We start from the raw sequence: 18,915 nt of genomic DNA, 5'->3' as shown, positions 1-18,915 counted from the left end.
CGCGATCCAACGCAAAGGGCGGCTCCTTGAGCCGCCCTTTTTTGCTTGGAACGCCTGGCATCCCCGGCCTATCCCGGCCTGCCGTCGCTTGACCTCGGCGTGGTATCGTCATCGGTGAGTGATTCGGGATCGCGCATGACTGAAACGGCCGATGATCTGAGCGCCCCGCTCGGACAGGACAAGCCGCGCCGGAAACGCCGGCTGCGGCTGCCGTTCACGGCCATGCAGGCGCTCGCCGTGCTGCTCGGCCTGTTGCTGGTCACCTTTGCCGGCTTCGCCATCTTCAACAAGGATCCGCTCGGCGGCGAGCCGATGGCCCGGATCGCGATCCGCGAGCCCAAAGCCACGGACGAGAAGCCGGCCGCCTCCGGCCACGGCCAGGACAGCAAGCAAGAGGGCAAGCACGAGACCAGGGAAGCGCCGAAGCAGGCCGCCCCCGGCGAGCAGAAGACCGTCACCATGATCGACGGCTCCACCGGTGCGCGCCACGACGTGGTGATCGGCGCCGGCGAGGCCGCCGACAAGGGCGATCCGGCGGCCTCCGCACCACCGCCCGTCATGGCGGGGATCGACCCCAAGCTGCTGGAGAAATCGCGCTACGGCATGATCCCGGTGGTCGCCGATGGATCGAAGCCGTTCAACGTCTACGCGGCGGATGCCGACCGCGCCAAGGCCGCCAAGATGCCGGTGGTCGCGATCGTGATCGGCGGGCTCGGCGTCGGCGCCGCCAAGACGACCGATGCGATCATGAAGTTGCCGGCCGCGGTGACGCTGGCCTTCACGCCCTATGGTTCCGATCCCGGCAAGCTCGCCGAGCGGGCCCGCACGCAGCGCCACGAGATCTTCCTCCAGATCCCGATGGAGCCCTACGACTTCCCGGACAACGATCCGGGCCCGCAGACCCTGCTGACCTCGCTCAGCGCCGACCAGAACATGGACCGCCTGTACTGGCACCTGAGCCGGATGCAGGGCTACGCCGGCATCACCAATTTCATGGGCGCCCGCTTCGTGGCGACGGACGCGGCGATGCAGCCGATCATCCGCGAGGCGGCCAAGCGCGGCCTCGGCTTCTTCGACGACGGCTCCTCGCCCCGCAGCATCGCGCCGCAGGCCGCAGCGAGCCAGGCGATGCCGTTCGGCAAGGGCGACATCGCGATCGACGTGGTGCCGACCCCGGCCGAGATCGACCGTGCGCTGAACAAGCTCGAATCGGCGGCGCGCGAGCGCGGCGCGGCCATCGGCACCGCCTCCGCCCTCCCCGTCTCGATCGAGCGCATCGGCGCCTGGACCAGGACATTAGGCGACCGGGGTATCCTATTGGTGCCATTGACAACCGCGATGCTGAAATCAAAATCCAGCTAAATCAACGAATTGGTACGGCACAGCTCCAGGCGGGGCCGGTCAAGCCCTACCGAGAGCACGCAAGAGGTCTGGCGGAATGGCGCGTTACGAGGATCTGCCCTACCGGACCTGCGTCGGAGTGATGCTGATCAACACGAAGGGGCTGGTGTTCATCGGCCGCCGCGCCGGCGGCATCGAGCATGTCGACGACGCCCATGTCTGGCAGATGCCGCAGGGCGGCGTCGATCCCGGCGAGGACACCTGGGAGGCCGCCAAGCGCGAGCTCTATGAGGAGACCAGCGTGCGCTCGGTCGAGCGGCTCGGCGAGGTTCCGGACTGGCTGATCTACGACATCCCGCGCACGGTTGCGGGGCGCGCCTGGAAGGGCCGCTACCGCGGCCAGCGCCAGAAATGGTACGCGGTGCGCTTCACCGGCAAGGACAGCGAGATCAACGTCGAAAACCCCGGCGGTGGCGGCCACAAGGCCGAATTCGTCAGCTGGCGCTGGGAGCCGATGAAGAATCTGACCGGGTTGATCATCCCGTTCAAACGCCCGGTCTATGAGCGCGTGGTGAAGGAGTTTTCCGCGCTGGCGGAGGAATAGTTTGCACCGTCACTCCGGGGCGTGCGAAGCACGAACCCGGGATCTCGGAATTCCGGGGCTGGTCTTTCGGACCATCCGGGAATGACGATCAGAGAAGTGACCGCATGTCGAACGACAACAAACCCTACCGTCCCAATGTCGGGATCGCGCTGTTCAATGCCGATGGCCGCGTGCTGATCGGCCACCGCTTCAAGGGCGACGGCCCCGAGATCATCCTGCCGGGCCTCGACTGGCAGATGCCGCAGGGCGGCGTCGATGAAGGCGAGAATTTGCGCGACGCCGCGATGCGCGAGCTGTGGGAGGAGACCAGCGTGACCAGCGCCGACTATCTCGGCGAGACCGACTGGCTTACCTATGAATTCCCGCCGTATGACGGCCCGCAGACTCATCGGCTGGCGAAGTTTCGCGGGCAGCGGCAAAAATGGTTCGCGCTGCGCTTCACTGGCAAGGATGACGAGATCGATCCGCTGACGCCGCGCAACGACCAGCCCGCGGAGTTCGACGCGTGGCGCTGGGAGCGCCTCGACCGTGTCGCCGATCTCGTGGTGCCGTTCCGCCGCGAGGTCTACCAGGCCGTGGCGAGGCAGTTCGCGCCCTTCGCGAACTAAAACGTCGAAAACAACCCCATGCACAGTAGCCGGCCACCGCCGGCGCGATGCCCTGTGGTTGTTGCGAAGTTTCTGAAACGCCAGACGAAATTGGTGGCAAGACGCAATCGTCGCCGGTAACGCGCCCGCCGAGCCTTTTCAGCGCTAATTGATCGGCCCCACCGTGAACGGGCCGATCGCGATGACGTGGCAGTCGCTGTCGCGCCGGGCGCAATCGGCCAGCGCGGAGTCGACGGCGGTCTGCTCGTCGGCGGCCTTCAGGCCGAGGCCGGGACGGCCCGCAGTGCCGACGGCAATGGCATTCCAGCCCATGGCGTCGGCGAGCTTGCGTACGACCTCGCTACGCGCATCCGCCACGATCGAAGCGTTGGAAGCGGCATTGAAGAAGCCGGTGGTCCTGAACAGGGTCGGGATCGGCACGACGAAATTGTCGTCGATCGCGACGACCAGGCAGGCCACGCCGGCGATGGCGCCGCACGATTCCAGGGAGCGCCGCGCCGCGTCGTCGGCGGACGAGGCGCCCAGCACCATGAAATATTGTCCGCCCGGGCCGAGCGCGACCGAGCGGGATTTCGCCGCCGGCACGAACATGTTCTCGAGCCGGACTTTCTGCGGATCGCGCACCATCGGAAAGTCCTTCGACGCGAAGGCCCGTTCGGTCATGGCGTCATGCCGGAAATAGGGCGACGGCGGCATCGGCGGCTTGCCGTGCGTGTAGACGACATTGTTGCCAACCGCATAGAGCTCGCAGCGCCGCGGTGATTGCGCGGAGTCGGCGCGCTTCTGGCACTGCTCGAGCGCGGCGTTACGCGCGGCCTCCTCGTTCGGCTGGTTCAACGCCGAGCCGGTGAAGCCGCCGATATTGAGCGCGAAGGCCTTGTAGTCGCCGGCGGCGGAATAGTCGCCAGCCAGGTAGTTGCGGACGCGCTCGTTGATGAACGGCACGCCGTCGGCAGCAAACTTGCCTGTCATCGGCGAGGCGGATGACGACGGCGCCGGCATCGGAGCCATCGCAGCACCGGCATTCGGCGGCGCCATCGGTGTCATCGGCGCCTTTGCGAGCGGGGTCGGTGTCGGGCTCGGCGCGGCGCTTGGTGTCGCGGCCGGCGTCACTGCGGCGGTCGCCGTCTGCTTGAGCTTGGTGTTGTAGAGGAAGCCGGTGACACCGATGGCGACGATCGAGACGACTGCAACCACCAGCGGCCACATCCACACGGGTGCGGCCGCCAGCTTGGAGGCGGGCTTCTTCAGCTGCGGCTTCGAATAGGTGCCGTCCTCGCGTCGCATCGCCACCATGTAGGCGTGCACCGGCGTCGGGATGTTCTTCACCTCCTGTTCGCCGATATCGGCGAACTGCACCGACAGCTTGTTGGCGACCTGCTCGTGCACGGCACGGGAGACGCAGATGCCGCCGACCTCGGCGAGGCCTTCCAGCCGCGCGGCGATGTTGACGCCGTCGCCGAGCAGATCGCCGTTGCGTTCGACCACGTCGCCGATGGTGATGCCGATGCGGAACGACATCTGCCGGCTCGGCGGATAGGCCATGTTGCGGGTCCGCAGGGACTCCTGGATGTCGATCGCGCAGCGCACCGCGTCCACCGCGCTCGGAAATTCCGCGAGCACGGCATCGCCCGCGGTGTTGAAGATGCGGCCGTTCGCCTTTGCGATGAAATCGTCGATGACTTCGCGGTAGGAGGCGAGGCGCCGCAGCGTCTCCTCCTCGTCTTCCGCGACCAGCCTCGAATACCCGGCAATATCGGCTGCGAAAATCGCTGCGATCTTGCGTTTCATCTGTGACCCGCCCCGGAACAAATTCGCGGGCGAAGAATGCCGCTATCGGCGGCGCGGTGCAACAAAGTTTCAGCGCCCGCCACTTCCGTGACGAGCGCTGAATTTATTCAGGAATTTCTTGCAGGAATTTCGCGTTCGAGCCCCGAAGCGATGCCCCGGGGCTTAATGCATAGCCGTCGAGCTGAGCTGCTGCTGAATGCTCTTGAAGTGGTCGAGCCGCTCGATGGCCTGATCGAGCTCGCCGCCTTCGTGCTCCTTCAGCCCCTCTTCCATCTCCGCGATGGTCTCGGCGAACTGGGCACGGTCGAGCTCGTCCAGCGAGGTCGCGACGTCGGCGAGCACGGTCAGGCCCTTCTCCGAGACTTCGGCAAGACCGCCGAGCACGATGATCTTCTCGTGCCTGCCGCCGCTGGTGACGGTGAGGATGCCGGGCCGGATCGCAGCCACGACCGGCGCATGCCCCGCCAGCACGCCGAAGTCGCCCTCGACGCCGGGGATGTCGACCTGGTCGACCTCACCCGAGAATGCGAGCTTTTCCGGAGAGACGAGATCGAAGTGGAAGGTGGCCATGGGTGTTTCCGCTTGCTTTGCCTGTCACCCGCGGGCCTGACCCGCGGGTCCATCCATCAAAATTCTCTTTCGATGGATCGCCGGGACTTTAGTTCGAAGACGCGCTTCGCGCTTTAGCCCGGCGATGACGAGATGCTTAGGCCGCTTCCGCCGCCAGCTTCTTGCCCTTCTCGACCGCCTCTTCGATGGTGCCGACCATGTAGAAGGCGGCTTCCGGCAGGTGGTCGTACTTGCCTTCCACCAGGCCCTTGAAACCCTTGATGGTGTCGGCGAGGTCGACGAACTTGCCCGGCGATCCCGTGAAGATTTCGGCGACGTGGAACGGCTGCGACATGAAGCGCTCGACCTTGCGGGCGCGGGCCACGGTCAGCTTGTCCTCTTCCGAAAGCTCGTCCATGCCGAGAATCGCGATGATGTCCTGGAGCGCCTTGTAGCGCTGGAGCACCTGCTGGACCTGACGAGCGACCGCGTAGTGCTCCTCGCCGACGACCAGCGGGGAGAGCATGCGCGAGGTCGAGTCGAGCGGGTCCACCGCCGGGTAGATGCCCTTTTCGGCGATCGAGCGCGACAGCGTGGTGGTGGCGTCCAGATGCGCGAACGAGGTCGCGGGCGCCGGGTCGGTCAAGTCGTCGGCCGGAACGTAGATGGCCTGCACCGAGGTGATCGAGCCCTTCTGCGTGGTGGTGATGCGCTCCTGCAGCGCGCCCATGTCGGTCGCGAGCGTCGGCTGATAACCCACCGCCGAAGGAATACGGCCGAGCAGCGCCGACACTTCCGAGCCGGCCTGGGTGAAGCGGAAGATGTTGTCGACGAAGAACAGCACGTCCTGGCCCTTGTCGCGGAAGTCTTCCGCAATGGTCAGACCGGTGAGCGCGACGCGGGCGCGGGCGCCGGGCGGCTCGTTCATCTGGCCGAACACCAGCGCGCACTTCGACTTCACGCTGGGGTCCGGATTGTGCGGATCGGCGTTGACCTTGGACTCGATGAACTCGTGATAGAGGTCGTTGCCCTCGCGGGTACGCTCGCCGACGCCGGCGAACACGGAGTAACCGCCGTGCGCCTTCGCGACGTTGTTGATCAGCTCCTGAATCAGCACGGTCTTGCCGACGCCGGCGCCGCCGAACAGGCCGATCTTGCCGCCCTTCGCGTAGGGAGCGAGAAGATCGACGACCTTGATGCCGGTGACGAGAATTTCAGCTTCGGTGGACTGGTCGGTGTAGGTCGGCGCTTCCTGGTGGATGGCGCGCAGGCCTTCCGACTTGACCGGGCCGGCTTCGTCGATCGGCTCGCCGATGACGTTGATGATGCGGCCGAGCGTGCCTTCGCCGACGGGAACGCGGATCGGCGAACCGGTGTCGGTCACTTCCTGGCCGCGGACGAGGCCCTCGGTGGTGTCCATCGCGATCGTGCGCACGGTGGACTCGCCGAGATGCTGGGCGACTTCGAGCACCAGGCGGTTGCCGCCGTTCTTGGTCTCGAGCGAGTTGAGAATGGCCGGGAGGTGGCCTTCGAACTGCACGTCGACGACGGCGCCGATGACCTGGGTGACGCGACCGGACTGGGCTGCCATTGAATGTCTCCTTCGATCCGAACTTCTAGACCACGGTCAACTGACCGGGATGTTGGGTTTAACGGGTAGTGAAGCGTCTTGGTCAGACGGCCTCGGCACCCGAGATGATTTCGATCAGTTCCTTGGTGATCTGCGCCTGACGCGTGCGGTTGTAGACCAGCGTCTGCTTGCGGATCATCTCACCGGCGTTGCGCGTCGCGTTGTCCATCGCGCTCATCTGCGCGCCGTAGAACGAAGCGTTGTTCTCGAGCAGCGCGCGGAAGACCTGGACCGCGAGGTTGCGCGGCAGAAGGCGGGTGAGGATCTCGTCCTCTTCCGGCTCGTATTCGTAAGACGTCGTGCTGGCGGCAGCGCTCTCCTCGACGACCAGCGGGATGATCTGCTGGGCAGTCGGGATCTGCGCGATCACCGAGCGGAAGCGCGAATAGAACAGCGTGCAGACGTCGAATTCACCGGCATCGAAGCGGGCCAGCACCTTCTTGGCGATGTCCTCGGCATTGACGAAGCCGAGCTGGCGAACGCTGCGCAGGTCGAGATGCTCGACGATCTGCTTGTCGAACTGGCGGCGCAGCTGCTCGTAACCCTTGCGGCCGACGCAGAAGAATTTCACTTCCTTGCCCTGCGCCATCAGCGCCAAAGCGCGCTCGCGGGCGAGACGCACGATCGAGGAGTTGAAGGCGCCGGACAGGCCGCGCTCGCCGGTGCAGACCAGCAGCAGGTGGACCTGGTCCCTGCCGGTGCCGGCCAGCAGCGTCGGCGCGCCTGGCGAGCCCGCCGCAGCGCTCGCGATGTTGGAGATCACCGCGCTCATCTTGTCGGCATAGGGACGTGCAGCTTCCGCAGCGGTCTGCGCGCGGCGCAGCTTCGAGGCCGCGACCATCTGCATGGCCTTGGTGATCTTTTGCGTCGCCTTGGTGGAGGCGATGCGCACGCGCATGTCTTTAAGTGACGCCATTCTTCGTCCCCGACGGTTCGATCCCTTGCGGTCAAACCGCTAGCCTGTCTCTGTCGTCATGCCCGGGCCTGTCCCGGGCATCCACGTCTTCGTCTTTCCACGCGGCAAGGCGTGGATGGCCGGGACATCAAATGCGAAGACGCGCTTCGCGCTTTTGGCCCGGCCGTGACGGTTCTTACGCGAAGCTCTTCGCAAAACCTTCGACCACCGACTTCAGCTTGGCAGCGATGTCGTCGGAGAGGTCGCGGCTGTCGCGGATCGAATTGAGGATCTCGACGTTCTTGCCGCGCAGCAGCGAGAGCAGGCCGTCCTCGAACGCGCGCACCTTGTTGACCGGAAGCGGATCGAGATAGCCGTTGGTGCCGGCCCAGATCACGCAAACCTGCTCTTCCATCTTCAGCGGCGAGAACTGCGGCTGCTTCAGGAGCTCGGTGAGGCGCGAGCCGCGGTTCAGCAGGCGCTGGGTCGAGGCGTCGAGGTCGGAGCCGAACTGCGCGAACGCCGCCATTTCGCGGTACTGCGCGAGCTCGCCCTTGATCTTGCCGGCGACCTTCTTGGTGGCCTTGGTCTGCGCCGACGAGCCGACGCGCGACACCGACAGACCGACGTTCACCGCGGGACGGATGCCCTGGAAGAACAGGTCGGTTTCCAGGAAGATCTGGCCGTCGGTGATCGAGATGACGTTGGTCGGAATGTAGGCCGATACGTCGTTGGCCTGGGTTTCGATAATCGGCAGTGCGGTCAGTGAACCCGAGCCATGGTCCTTGCTGAGCTTCGCCGCGCGCTCGAGCAGGCGGGAGTGCAGATAGAACACGTCGCCGGGATAGGCTTCGCGGCCCGGCGGACGGCGCAGCAGCAGCGACATCTGGCGGTAAGCGACGGCCTGCTTGGACAGATCGTCATAGATGATGACCGCGTGCATGCCGTTGTCGCGGAAGAATTCGCCCATGGTGCAGGCAGTAAAGGGGGCAATGTACTGCATCGGCGCCGGATCCGAGGCGGTGGCGGCGACGACGATCGAGTATTCGAGCGCGCCCTGCTCTTCCAGCACCTTCACGAACTGGGCGACGGTCGAACGCTTCTGGCCGACCGCGACGTAGACGCAGTACAGCTTGATGTTCTCGTCGGGCTGCGCATTGAGCGGCTTCTGGTTCAGGATGGTGTCGAGCGCGATCGCGGTCTTGCCGGTCTGACGGTCGCCGATGATCAGCTCGCGCTGGCCGCGGCCGATCGGGATCAGGGCGTCGATGGCCTTGAGGCCGGTCGCCATCGGCTCGCTCACCGACTTGCGCGGAATGATGCCGGGCGCCTTGACGTCCACGCGCATGCGCTTGTCGGCCTGGATCGGACCCTTGCCGTCGATCGGATTGCCGAGCGCGTCGACGACGCGGCCGAGCAGGCCCTTGCCGACCGGCGCGTCCACGATGGCGCGGGTGCGCTTGACGGTCTGACCTTCCTTGATCTCGCGGTCGGCACCGAAAATAACGACACCGACGTTGTCGGTTTCGAGGTTCAGCGCCATGCCGCGGGTGCCGTTCTCGAACTCGACCATCTCGCCGGCCTGGACGTTGTCCAGACCGTAGACGCGGGCGATGCCGTCGCCGACGGACAGCACCTGTCCGACTTCGGAGACTTCAGCTTCCTGGCCGAAATTCTTGATCTGGTCCTTGAGGATCGCGGAAATTTCCGCGGCGCGGATGTCCATCAGCCTGCCTCTTTCATCGCGTGCTTGATCGAATTGAGTTTGGTGCGAAGCGAACCATCCACCATGCGGCTGCCCAGCTTGACGACGAGGCCACCGATGATCGAGGGATCGACTTTCACGTTCAGCGCGACGTCCTTGCCGGTCACCGACTTCAGGGCAACCTTGAGAGCGTCGAGATTCTTGTCCGAGAGCGCCTCTGCCACGGTGACGTCAGCGGTCGCCTCGCCCTTGAACTTGGCGACGAGGGCGCGGTAGGCGCGGATGACGTCAGCCACCACGAACAGGCGGCGGTTGGCGGTCAGCACTTTCAGGAAATTGGCGGAGATGCCGGCAATGCCGGCCTTGTCCAGCACGGCCGTGAGGGCCCTGGACTGGGCATCGGCCGCGAACACCGGGCTGCGGACGAGGCGCTTCAGATCGGCGCTCTCGCCGAGCATGGCCTCAAACTTGTCGAGGTCGGCCTTGACCTCGTCGACCACTTTCTGGTCGCGGGCCAGTTCAAACAAGGCCGTTGCATAACGGCCGGACACACCGGAAACGGAGGTATCTTCTGCAGCCACAGACGCGCTCTTTTAGCTGTCAAATTCGCAAGGGAAAAACCGTCGCCACGAAGCGGCGCCTAGCGATCCAAGCCCTTGGAATTCAAGCGGGACTTCGATTTTCGACCAGCACGGGAAGTGCCGGGCTCGTTAAAATCGCGGCTTTGCTAACATAGCAGGCGCGCACGTGCAACATGACGCCAAATTAAAGGCATGAGGTTCTGTCGCCAGTTCGTCGCAGTCGGCGACACGCAAACGACGGCTTGAACACCGACCTGCACGGCGACCTGCCGCGCCACGGAATTGCCGCGAGCCCTACGTCGCCGTCGCCCCCGATTGTTCCTGCCCTCAGCGCATAGCGGCCATGAACACGGATCGCTGAGGCGTGATTCCCGCCTCCTCAGTTCCACCCGGCGAATACTTACCCAACTCTAAACACGGGAAGCTATGACTTCGTTTTACAGTATTGGTAAGTAATACTGTAGTTAACGAATCGTTAAATCCAAATATTACGGAATATCGCCTGAATATCAGAACAGGTCACAAGATATTTCATGACGACACAGAACGGATTTACTGCCCAATTCATGCCGCATTGCGAAAGGAAACGCCAATCCGCTCACAACCTGATGGGGGCTCCACTGGCCACATATGTGGCAATACTAGCTTAGGGACCATTAAATGCTGTCTTTCAAGACGTTGGGCACTGTGACCCGGCCGCGCACGGCGATCGCCTTCATTGCCGCAACTCTTCTCATTGGGGGAACTGCCACCGAAGCGTCCGCCAAATCCAGGCATCACCGGCACCATCATCGCCACCACGCCGCCCAGAACGACTCCAATGCCGGCTCGGATTGGCGCAACGCCAATGCGGCGATGACGCCGTCCTCGGGCACCGGGCACAGCTTCTCCGGCATGGCCTCCTATTACGGCAACGAGTCCGGCAGCAGGACCGCTTCGGGCCAGCGCTTCAACCAGAACGCCATGACCGCGGCGCACCGTTCGCTGCCGTTCGGCACCAAGCTGCGCGTCACCCATGGCGGCTCGAGCGTCATCGTCACCATCAATGACCGTGGCCCCTTCATTCGCGGCCGTGTCCTCGATCTCTCCACGGGTGCTGCCCGCGCCATCGGCCTCACCGGCGCCGGCGTCGGCCGCGTCACCGCGGAAGTCATCTCCTAGGGCGCATCACGCGTGAAACAAGCCCGCCGTCTTGGGGGACGGCGGGCTTTTTTGTTGCCGTCATTCCGGGGCACGCGAAGCGTGAACCCGGAATCTCGAGATTCCGGGTTCGATGCTGCGCATCGCCCCGGAATGACAGAGAGCTACAAAAAGCTCTGGGGATCGACGTCCACCTCGAGCTTCAGATTGCCCTTCGGCTTCGGGCAAACGGCGAGCCAGTTGCGCAGATAGTCCGACAGATCGAAACCGCGCGCCGATTTCACCAGGATGCGGAAGCGGTAGCGGCCCTTGATCACGGCGAGCGGCGCTTCCGCCGGGCCCAGCACCACCACGCGCTCGTCGCGCGGCGCGAGCGCGACGAGGCGGCGGCCAAAGCCTTCCGCGCTCGGACGGTCGCCGGCCGAGATGATCAGGCTCGCGAGCCGGCCGAACGGTGGATAGAGCGTGCGCTCGCGCAGATCGATCTCGCTGTCGTAGAAGGCCTCGCGGTCGCAGGCGATCAGCGCCTTCATCACGGGATGATCGGGCTGGTGGGTCTGGAGATAGCCGACGCCGCGGCCCTGCTCGCGGCCGGCGCGGCCGATCACCTGGTTGAGCAATTGCCAGGTGCGTTCCGACGCGCGCGGATCGCCATTGGACAGGCCGAGATCCGCATCGACGACGCCGACCAGATTGAGCCGCGGGAAATTGTGGCCCTTGGCGACGAGCTGCGTGCCGATGATGATGTCGACGCGGCCCTCGGCGATCTCGGCAAGCTCGGAGCGCATGGTCTCGATCGAGGTGATGAGATCGCTCGACAGCACCATGGTGCGCGCCTCCGGGAACAGCGCGGCCGCTTCTTCCTGCAGGCGCTCGACGCCGGGCCCGACCGCGACCAGCGATTCCTCCGCCGAGCAGTGCGGACAGATATGCGGGCGCGGCATCGAGAAGCCGCAATGGTGACAGACCAGGCGCTGGCGGAAGCGATGATCGACCAGCCAGGCATCGCAGATGGTGCAGGCGAAGCGATGGCCGCAGGCACGGCACAGCGTCAGCGGCGCATAGCCGCGGCGATTGAGGAACAAGAGCGCCTGCTCGCGCTTCTCGATCGCGGTCCTGATCTCGGAGGCCAAGCGCGGCGAGATGAAACGGCCGCGCGCCGGCGGCTCGCGGCGCATGTCGATCGCCTCGATATGCGGCATGTGCTGGCCGCCGAAGCGCGAGGGCAGCGCGATGCGCTGATAGCGGTTCTTGCGCGCATTGACCTCGGATTCGACCGACGGCGTCGCGGAGGCCAGCACGATCGGAATTTTTGCGATATGCGCGCGCACCACCGCCATGTCGCGGGCGTGGTAATGCACGCCCTCGTCCTGCTTGTAGGCCTGGTCGTGCTCTTCATCGACGACGATGAGGCCGAGATTGGCGTAAGGCAGAAACAGCGCCGAGCGCGCGCCGACCACGACCGGCGCTGAGCCTTCGGAGATCGCCGCCCAGTTGCGCGCGCGGGTGCGCGGGGTGAGCTCGGAGTGCCATTCGATCGGCCGCACGCCAAAACGCTGCGCGAAGCGGTCGAGGAACTGGCCGGTGAGCGCGATCTCCGGCATCAGGATCAGCGACTGCCTGCCGCGGCGGATCGCCTCCGCCACGGCCTCGAAATACACCTCGGTCTTGCCCGAGCCGGTGACGCCGTCGAGCAGCGCGACGTGGAAGGTGCCGTTGGCCGCGAGCGCGCGCATCGTATCGACGGCGGTGCGCTGGAGCGGTGTGAAATCCGGCCGGCCGAAATCCGGATCGGGGGCCGGCGGCGGCGGAGGCGGCGGCATCGGCTCGACCGTGAGCGTGCCTTCGTCGACGAGGCCGTCGATCACGCCGGCCGAGACGCCCGCCTCCTTGGCCGCCTCCGACTTGCCGTGCAGCAGCCGGTCCGACAGCACCTCGATCACGCGTTGCCGCGCCGGCGTCAGCCGCTTGGGGGGATCGCCGACCAGGCGCACGCCGGGGCGCACCCGCTCCGGGCCGAGATTCTCGCCCATCCGCAGGCACATGCGCAGCACCATGCCGCGCGGGCTCAGCGTGTAATTGGCAACCCAGTCGACGACCGAACGCAGCTCGGGCTTCAGTGGCGGGAGGTCGAGCTTCTCGTTGACCTCCTTGAGGCGGTTGTGCAGGCGCGGATCGGGATTGGCGTTCTCGGCCCAGACCACGGCGAGCACCTCGCGGGGCCCAAGCGGCACGCCGACGAGATCGCCGGCCTTCAGCTCCATCCCGCGCGGCACCTTGTAGGAATAGGTCTGGTCGAGCGCGACCGGCACCAGCACGTCGACCATGCGGGTCGCGTTGGCGGAGGCGGTGCTGCTACGGGACGTGTGGTCCATGAACTGAGAATCGGAACCCGGGGGCCTCAAGGCTAGCGCCGTGAGGCGGCCTTAGCGAACGATAAACGAGTGTGATGCGATATACTGTGCGGAATCACCACGTCCAGAGCGCATGAGCAAAGCGGCCGCCCCACCCATCGAGCTCGCCAGCGCCGATCCCTCGATCGCGCAGGAGATGACGCGCTGGCTGTCGCATCTCGGCGCCGAGCGGCGGCTGTCGCCGAAGACGCTGGAGGCCTATGGCCGCGACTTGCGGCAGTGCCTGGATTTCCTCAGCAACCATTGGGGCGAGCGCGTCACACTCAAGCGCTTCGCGGCGCTGGAAGCCACGGACGTGCGCGCCTTCATGGCGATGCGCCGGGCGGACGATATTGCCGGCCGCTCGCTGATGCGCGCGCTGGCGGGCCTGCGCTCGTTCGGCCGCTTCCTCGAACGCGAGGGCAAGGGCAAGGTCGGCGCATTGTCGGCGATCCGCGCGCCGAAGGTCGCCAAGAGCCTGCCAAAACCGCTGCCGATGGCGTCGGCCAAGCGTCTTGCGGATGCCGACGAGCGCGCCGGCGAGGAACGCGAGACCTGGATTCTGGCGCGCGATGCCGCGGTGATGGCGCTGCTGTATGGCTCCGGCCTGCGCATCTCCGAAGCGCTCGGCCTCAAGCGCCGCGAGGTGCCGAAGCCGGGCGAAGGCGACGTGCTCATCGTGACAGGCAAAGGCAACAAGACCCGCATGGTGCCGGTGCTCCAGAACGTGCTCGCGCTGGTGCAGGAATATGTTGCGATGTGCCCGTATCCGCTGCCGGCGGAAGGACCGATCTTCGTCGGCGCGCGCGGCGGTCCCTTGAGCCCACGCATCATCCAGCTCGCGATGGAGCGGCTGCGCGGCGCGCTCGGCCTGCCCGACAGCGCCACGCCGCATGCGCTGCGCCATTCCTTCGCCACGCATCTTTTGTCGCGCGGCGGCGATTTGCGCGCGATCCAGGAATTGCTCGGCCATTCCTCGCTCTCGACCACGCAGGTCTACACCGGCATCGATTCCGAGCGACTGCTGGAAGTCTATGCCAGCGCGCATCCGCGGCGCTGACACACTGACGTCATAACTTCCTTGCCTCTTGCGCGTCGCCCGCGGTTCGGTCAATCGTGGGGAACCGAGGCAGGAGGGATTTATGAGCGCACATGAAAGCATGGAGCATGCCGAGCACGCCGAACACGCGTCCGGCTCGAACAAGAAGATCGCACTTCTGATCGCCGTGCTGGCGCTGTTCCTGGCGATCTCGGAGACGCTCGGCAAGGGCGCCCAGACCGAATCGATCAGCAAGAACGTCGAGTCCGCCAATCTCTGGGCGTTCTTCCAGGCCAAGAGCATCCGCCGCACCGTGGTGCTGACCGCGGCCGACCAGGGCAAGCTCACGCTCGCCGGCACCACCGACGACGCCATGAAGGCGACGGTGCAGAAGCAGGTCGACGACTGGACCAAGACCGCGCAGCGCTACCGCTCCGAGCCCGAGACCGGCGAAGGCACCGAACAGCTCGCCGAGAAGGCCAAGCATGCCGAGCACGAGCGCGACGAGGCGACCGCGAAATACCATCACTTCGAGCTGGCGTCCGCCGCCTTCCAGATCGGCATCGTGCTGGCCTCGGCCACCATCATCACCGGCATGTTCGCGCTGGCCTATGTCGCAGGCATCCTGACGCTGGGCGGCCTCCTCATGACCGCGCTCGGCCTGTGGTGGCCGCATCTGCTGCATTTGCATTAGGGGGAGTGAGGCGCGCGCTTGAAGCCACACCAATGGTGTCATGCCCCGCGAAAGCGGGGCATCCAGTACGCCGCGGCTTCTCGGTTCTCGCCTTGCTGTCTCTGGGATACTGGATTGCCCGCCTTCGCGGGCAATGACACCGAATAAACGGCGAACAGTCAGCGCGCCTGGTGCACGCTCTTGCGGAAGCGCTGGATCAGGCGGAGGGTGCGGGAGGACCAGCCTTCGCCGTTGCCGCCGATGATCTCCTTGATGCGCTGCTTGACGGGGTCGACCAGCTCATGCGCCTTGGCGCGCAGCTTCATGACGAGATCGTAGAGCCGCTCGAACCAGTGCATCTCCATGAGCTTGTCGCGCGTCACGTCGAATACGAAGGCGGTGACGCCGACGCCGAGCAACTTTGCGAACAGAAACGTGGATACGCCGGTCAGCCAGTATTCATGCGTGAGCAGGTACAGGCCGACCAGCTTGAGCGGAAACAGCGGAATGATCGGAACCGCGAACACGATCAGCGTCAAGGCCGGTGGCAGCGCATCGACACGCTCCGTCAGCCATTGCTTGAAGCGCGCGAGCGGAATCGCTGCGACAACCCGCGCGACGATCGGTTCGAGATGGTCCCATAGCCAGGCTTCGATCAAAAAGATGATCGCCAGCAGGACCCAGACCGGTTGAAGAAGGCGGCGCAGCATGTGTTGTCCCGCCCGAACAGACTCGGGGCGTGGCCTACATATGGATGGCCCGCTTGCCGACTGCAAGCGCGGCTTCCTTGATGGCCTCCGAGCGGGTCGGATGCGCGTGGCAGGTGCGTGCGAGATCCTCCGCACTGCCGCCAAACTCCATGAGAACGCACGCTTCATGGATCATTTCCCCGGCTTCGCGGCCGATAATGTGCACGCCGAGCACGCGATCGGTCTTCGCATCTGCGAGAATCTTCACAAAGCCATCGGTGGTCTGGTTGACCTTGGAGCGGCCGTTGGCGGTAAAGGGAAACTTCCCGACAGTATAAACCACGCCCGCCTGCTTCAGTTCCTCCTCGGTCTTGCCGACGGCGGAGACTTCCGGCGTGGTATACACGACGCCTGGGATAACGTCGTAGTTCACGTGGCCGGCCTGCCCTGCGATGATCTCCGCAACCGCAACGCCTTCGTCCTCGGCCTTGTGCGCGAGCATCGGACCGGCGACGACATCGCCGATGGCGTAGACGCCCTTGAGGCTGGTGGCGAAATGCGGATCGATCTGCACGCGGCCGCGATTGTCGAGCGCAACGCCGGCCTCCTTCAGGCCGAGCCCATCGGTGTAGGGCACGCGGCCGATGCAGACGAGCACGACGTCGGCTTCCAGCGTCTCCGCAGCACCGCCGGCCGCGGGCTCGATCGTCGCCTTCAGCGTCTTGCCTGAGGTGTCGACCGCGGTGACCTTGGCACCGAGCTTGAACCCAAAGCCCTGCTTTTCGAGCATGCGCTGGAATTGCTTGGCGATCTCGCCGTCCATGCCGGGCAGGATGCGATCCAGGAATTCGACGACGACGACTTCAGCGCCGAGCCGCTTCCACACCGAACCGAGCTCGAGGCCGATCACGCCGGCACCGACGATCAGCAGCTTGCCGGGGACCTTGTCCAGCGACAGCGCGCCGGTGGACGAGACGATGCGCTTCTCGTCGATCTCGATGCCCTTGAGACGCGCGATGTCCGAGCCGGTGGCGATCACGATGTTCTTCGTTTCGATCACCTGCGACTTGCCGTCGGCGGAGACTTCGACCTTGCCGGTGCCCAGGATCTTGCCGGTGCCCTTGAGCACGTCGACCTTGTTCTTCTTCATCAGGAACTCGACGCCCTTGACGTTGCCGTCGATGCCCTGCTGCTTGAAGTTCATCATCGCAGGCAATTCGAGCTTCGGCGTGGAGACGGACACGCCCATTTTGGCGAAGGAATGCGCGGCCTCCTCGAACATTTCGGAGGCGTGCAGCAGCGCCTTCGAGGGCATGCAGCCGACATTGAGGCAGGTGCCGCCGAGCGCAGCGTTCTTTTCGACCACGGCGACTTTCATGCCGAGCTGGCTGGCGCGCACCGCGCAGACATAACCGCCCGGTCCGGTGCCGATGACGACGAGATCGTAGGTAGCCATGAGAGAAAGTCCCGTGAGTTTAGCGTGGAAAGATGTGTCAGCGTCCGCCGGACACATCGAGAATAGCCGAGGTGACGTAGGAGGCATCGTCCGACATCAGCCAGACGATGGCGTTGGCGATTTCCTCGGCGGTGCCGACGCGCTTCATCGGCACCATATGGGCCAGGCGATGGGCGCGGTCGGGCTCGCCGCCGGCAGCGTGGATTTCGGTGTCGATCAGGCCGGGCCGGATCGCGGCAACGCGAATGCCTTCGCCCGCAACCTCATAGCCGAGGCCGACGGTGAAGGAATCGATCGCGCCCTTGGACGCGGCATAATCGACATAAGTGTTGGGTGCGCCGAGGCGGGCTGCGACCGACGACAGATTGACGATGACGCCGCCCTTGCCGCCATGCTTGGTCGACATCCGCTTCACCGCCTCGCGCGCGCAGAGGATGGAGCCGGTGACGTTGACCGCCATCACGCGCTGGATGCGCTCGGCCGACATCTCGTCGACGCGCACGCCGCTCTTGCCGACGATGCCGCCATTGTTGACGAGGGCGCCGAGCGTGCCGAACTTGTCCGCTTGCTTGAACAGGTCGATGATGTCGCTTTCCTCGGCGACATCGCATTTCACCGCGATGGCCTTGCCGTTGCTGGCAGCGATCTGCGCGACGACTTCGTCCGCAGCCTGCTTGTTGCTGGCGTAGCCGACGACGACACGGAAGCCGCGTGCGGCCGCCGCGATCGCAGTCGCCCGCCCGATGCCGCGGCTGCCGCCGGTGATGACAACGACTTTATCCGTCACGCGCCCCTCCATGGTTCGACACGCGCCGTCGCGCGAGAGGGCGACGGCGCTAGCAGAGCATCAGCGATCAGAGATCGAGCACCAGCCGCGCCGGATCTTCCAGGCTCTCCTTGACGCGAACCAGGAAGGTGACGGCTTCCTTGCCGTCGATGACGCGGTGATCGTAGGACAGCGCCAGATACATCATCGGGCGGACCTCGATCTTGCCGCCGACGACCATCGGCCGCTCCTGGATCTTGTGCATGCCGAGGATGCCGGACTGCGGCGCGTTCAGGATCGGCGTCGACATCAGCGAGCCGTAGATGCCGCCATTGGTGATGGTGAAGGTGCCGCCCTGCATCTCGTCGATCTTGAGCTGGCCGTCACGGGCGCGGCGGCCGAAATCGGCGATGCCCTTCTCGATGTCGGCGATCGACTTGTGGTCGCAGTCGCGCACCACGGGCACGACGAGGCCCTTGTCGGTGCCGACGGCGACGCCGATGTGATAATAGTTCTTGTAGATCAGGTCGGTGCCGTCGATCTCGGCGTTGACCGCCGGGATGTCCTTCAGGGCCTGCACGACCGCCTTGGTGAAGAAGCCCATGAAGCCGAGCTTCGAGCCATGCTTCTTCTCGAACGCGTCCTTGTAGTGCGCGCGCAGCGCCATGACGTTGGTCATGTCGACCTCGTTGAAGGTCGTCAGCATGGCCGCGGTGTTCTGCACGTCCTTCAGACGACGCGCGATGGTCTGGCGCAGCCTGGTCATCTTGACGCGCTCTTCGCGGGCGGCGTCATCGGCCGGCGACGGCGCGCGCACCTGAACGGCGGCGGCGGGCTGATTGACCGGGGTCGGCGCGGAGGCGGCGCGCTCGATCGCGGCGAGCATGTCGCCCTTGGTGACGCGGCCGTCCTTGCCGGAGCCCGGAACGGTCGAAGCGTCGATGCCGGTCTCGGCCGAGAGCTTGCGCACGGACGGGGCGAGCGGCGCGTCGGCCGGCGGCGCCTTCGCGGACGGAGCCGATGCGGTAGCAGCAGCCGCGGCGGCGGGAGCGGCA

Annotated in this window: 17 protein-coding genes; 6 read left to right on the top strand and 11 right to left on the bottom strand. The window is 65.4% G+C overall.

The annotated features are described in order from the left end of the window. The first annotated feature begins 135 nt into the window (after window positions 1–135). The 3 genes from XI08_RS16430 (at window position 136) to XI08_RS16420 (ending at window position 2,553) form a co-directional block, all read left to right on the top strand. Complete coding sequence (locus XI08_RS16430; protein ID WP_271575189.1) at window positions 136–1,362, top strand: divergent polysaccharide deacetylase family protein; 1,227 nt, start codon at window positions 136–138, stop codon at window positions 1,360–1,362. Between the two features lie 76 nt (window positions 1,363–1,438). Continuing rightward, window positions 1,439–1,945 carry an RNA pyrophosphohydrolase gene (locus tag XI08_RS16425; protein WP_027547553.1) on the top strand — a complete coding sequence of 169 codons (507 nt, stop codon included), beginning with the start codon at window positions 1,439–1,441 and terminating at the stop codon, window positions 1,943–1,945. 104 nt (window positions 1,946–2,049) lie between these two features. Beyond that, window positions 2,050–2,553: an RNA pyrophosphohydrolase gene (locus tag XI08_RS16420; RefSeq protein WP_271575188.1), complete on the top strand. Its 504-nt coding sequence runs from the start codon at window positions 2,050–2,052 to the stop codon at window positions 2,551–2,553. A gap of 144 nt (window positions 2,554–2,697) precedes the next feature. On the opposite strand, the gene XI08_RS16415 is transcribed toward XI08_RS16420, so the two are convergent. From XI08_RS16415 to XI08_RS16390, 6 genes are all read right to left on the bottom strand, one after another. Beyond that, window positions 2,698–4,344, bottom strand: coding sequence for an adenylate/guanylate cyclase domain-containing protein (locus XI08_RS16415; RefSeq protein WP_271575187.1), 1,647 nt, complete (start codon window positions 4,342–4,344; stop codon window positions 2,698–2,700). A 162-nt stretch (window positions 4,345–4,506) separates the two neighbouring features. Beyond that, entirely contained in the window at window positions 4,507–4,914 is a 408-nt protein-coding gene (locus XI08_RS16410; RefSeq protein WP_271575186.1) for a F0F1 ATP synthase subunit epsilon, read from the bottom strand. 136 nt (window positions 4,915–5,050) lie between these two features. Further along, the gene (atpD, locus tag XI08_RS16405; RefSeq protein ID WP_011083272.1) at window positions 5,051–6,484 is read right to left on the bottom strand and encodes a F0F1 ATP synthase subunit beta; all 1,434 of its coding nucleotides are present in this window, start codon (window positions 6,482–6,484) and stop codon (window positions 5,051–5,053) included. A gap of 82 nt (window positions 6,485–6,566) precedes the next feature. Then, entirely contained in the window at window positions 6,567–7,439 is an 873-nt protein-coding gene (locus XI08_RS16400) for a F0F1 ATP synthase subunit gamma (protein ID WP_271575185.1), read from the bottom strand. Window positions 7,440–7,614: 175 nt separating this feature from the next. After that, on the bottom strand, window positions 7,615–9,144 hold the full coding sequence (gene atpA / locus XI08_RS16395) for a F0F1 ATP synthase subunit alpha (RefSeq protein ID WP_271575184.1): 1,530 nt from the start codon (window positions 9,142–9,144) through the stop codon (window positions 7,615–7,617). Further along, window positions 9,144–9,704, bottom strand: a complete 561-nt coding sequence (locus XI08_RS16390; RefSeq protein ID WP_271575183.1) for a F0F1 ATP synthase subunit delta — start codon at window positions 9,702–9,704, stop codon at window positions 9,144–9,146. The genes atpA and XI08_RS16390 overlap by 1 nt, the downstream gene beginning before the upstream one ends. A gap of 660 nt (window positions 9,705–10,364) precedes the next feature. On the opposite strand from XI08_RS16390, the gene XI08_RS16385 reads away from it, so the two are divergent. Beyond that, a complete protein-coding gene (locus tag XI08_RS16385) occupies window positions 10,365–10,865 on the top strand; it encodes a septal ring lytic transglycosylase RlpA family protein (RefSeq protein ID WP_135178817.1) in 501 nt (166 codons plus the stop codon). A 143-nt stretch (window positions 10,866–11,008) separates the two neighbouring features. Here the strand turns inward: XI08_RS16385 and XI08_RS16380 are convergent, their stop codons facing one another. Continuing rightward, entirely contained in the window at window positions 11,009–13,219 is a 2,211-nt protein-coding gene (locus tag XI08_RS16380; RefSeq protein ID WP_271575182.1) for a primosomal protein N', read from the bottom strand. 112 nt (window positions 13,220–13,331) lie between these two features. Here XI08_RS16380 and XI08_RS16375 point away from each other — a divergent pair, with 112 nt between their 5' ends. Beyond that, the gene (locus tag XI08_RS16375; RefSeq protein WP_271575181.1) at window positions 13,332–14,297 is read left to right on the top strand and encodes a tyrosine recombinase XerC; all 966 of its coding nucleotides are present in this window, start codon (window positions 13,332–13,334) and stop codon (window positions 14,295–14,297) included. 82 nt (window positions 14,298–14,379) lie between these two features. Further along, complete coding sequence (locus tag XI08_RS16370) at window positions 14,380–14,970, top strand: DUF4337 domain-containing protein (RefSeq protein ID WP_271575180.1); 591 nt, start codon at window positions 14,380–14,382, stop codon at window positions 14,968–14,970. Window positions 14,971–15,128: 158 nt separating this feature from the next. Here XI08_RS16370 and XI08_RS16365 read toward each other — a convergent pair whose 3' ends face one another. The 4 genes from XI08_RS16365 to odhB all read right to left on the bottom strand — a co-directional run. Continuing rightward, entirely contained in the window at window positions 15,129–15,659 is a 531-nt protein-coding gene (locus XI08_RS16365; protein ID WP_027547541.1) for a hypothetical protein, read from the bottom strand. Window positions 15,660–15,693: 34 nt separating this feature from the next. Further along, window positions 15,694–17,094 carry a dihydrolipoyl dehydrogenase gene (gene lpdA / locus XI08_RS16360; RefSeq protein ID WP_271575179.1) on the bottom strand — a complete coding sequence of 467 codons (1,401 nt, stop codon included), beginning with the start codon at window positions 17,092–17,094 and terminating at the stop codon, window positions 15,694–15,696. Window positions 17,095–17,131: 37 nt separating this feature from the next. Next, window positions 17,132–17,881 (bottom strand): SDR family oxidoreductase, encoded by a 750-nt coding sequence (locus XI08_RS16355; RefSeq protein WP_442869832.1) that lies wholly within the window; start codon window positions 17,879–17,881, stop codon window positions 17,132–17,134. A gap of 67 nt (window positions 17,882–17,948) precedes the next feature. Further along, window positions 17,949–18,915: 2-oxoglutarate dehydrogenase complex dihydrolipoyllysine-residue succinyltransferase (gene odhB / locus XI08_RS16350; RefSeq protein WP_271575177.1), on the bottom strand; the 967-nt coding region annotated here is incomplete at its 5' end.

Source organism: Bradyrhizobium sp. CCBAU 11361, assembly GCF_028128935.1.
In the GTDB taxonomy this organism is placed as follows: domain Bacteria; phylum Pseudomonadota; class Alphaproteobacteria; order Rhizobiales; family Xanthobacteraceae; genus Bradyrhizobium; species Bradyrhizobium niftali.
This window is presented reverse-complemented; position numbering and strand designations above follow the sequence as displayed.

Excerpts from the sequence above, each read along its gene's own strand:
- XI08_RS16430 (WP_271575189.1), top strand. The coding sequence starts at position 136 with ATGACTGAAACGGCCGATGATCTGAGCGCCCCGCTCGGACAGGACAAG.
- XI08_RS16425 (WP_027547553.1), top strand. The coding sequence starts at position 1,439 with ATGGCGCGTTACGAGGATCTGCCCTACCGGACCTGCGTCGGAGTGATG.
- XI08_RS16420 (WP_271575188.1), top strand. The coding sequence starts at position 2,050 with ATGTCGAACGACAACAAACCCTACCGTCCCAATGTCGGGATCGCGCTG.
- XI08_RS16415 (WP_271575187.1), bottom strand. The coding sequence starts at position 4,344 with ATGAAACGCAAGATCGCAGCGATTTTCGCAGCCGATATTGCCGGGTAT.
- XI08_RS16410 (WP_271575186.1), bottom strand. The coding sequence starts at position 4,914 with ATGGCCACCTTCCACTTCGATCTCGTCTCTCCGGAAAAGCTCGCATTC.
- atpD (WP_011083272.1), bottom strand. The coding sequence starts at position 6,484 with ATGGCAGCCCAGTCCGGTCGCGTCACCCAGGTCATCGGCGCCGTCGTC.
- XI08_RS16400 (WP_271575185.1), bottom strand. The coding sequence starts at position 7,439 with ATGGCGTCACTTAAAGACATGCGCGTGCGCATCGCCTCCACCAAGGCG.
- atpA (WP_271575184.1), bottom strand. The coding sequence starts at position 9,144 with ATGGACATCCGCGCCGCGGAAATTTCCGCGATCCTCAAGGACCAGATC.
- XI08_RS16385 (WP_135178817.1), top strand. The coding sequence starts at position 10,365 with ATGCTGTCTTTCAAGACGTTGGGCACTGTGACCCGGCCGCGCACGGCG.
- XI08_RS16380 (WP_271575182.1), bottom strand. The coding sequence starts at position 13,219 with ATGGACCACACGTCCCGTAGCAGCACCGCCTCCGCCAACGCGACCCGC.
- XI08_RS16375 (WP_271575181.1), top strand. The coding sequence starts at position 13,332 with ATGAGCAAAGCGGCCGCCCCACCCATCGAGCTCGCCAGCGCCGATCCC.
- XI08_RS16370 (WP_271575180.1), top strand. The coding sequence starts at position 14,380 with ATGAGCGCACATGAAAGCATGGAGCATGCCGAGCACGCCGAACACGCG.
- XI08_RS16365 (WP_027547541.1), bottom strand. The coding sequence starts at position 15,659 with ATGCTGCGCCGCCTTCTTCAACCGGTCTGGGTCCTGCTGGCGATCATC.
- lpdA (WP_271575179.1), bottom strand. The coding sequence starts at position 17,094 with ATGGCTACCTACGATCTCGTCGTCATCGGCACCGGACCGGGCGGTTAT.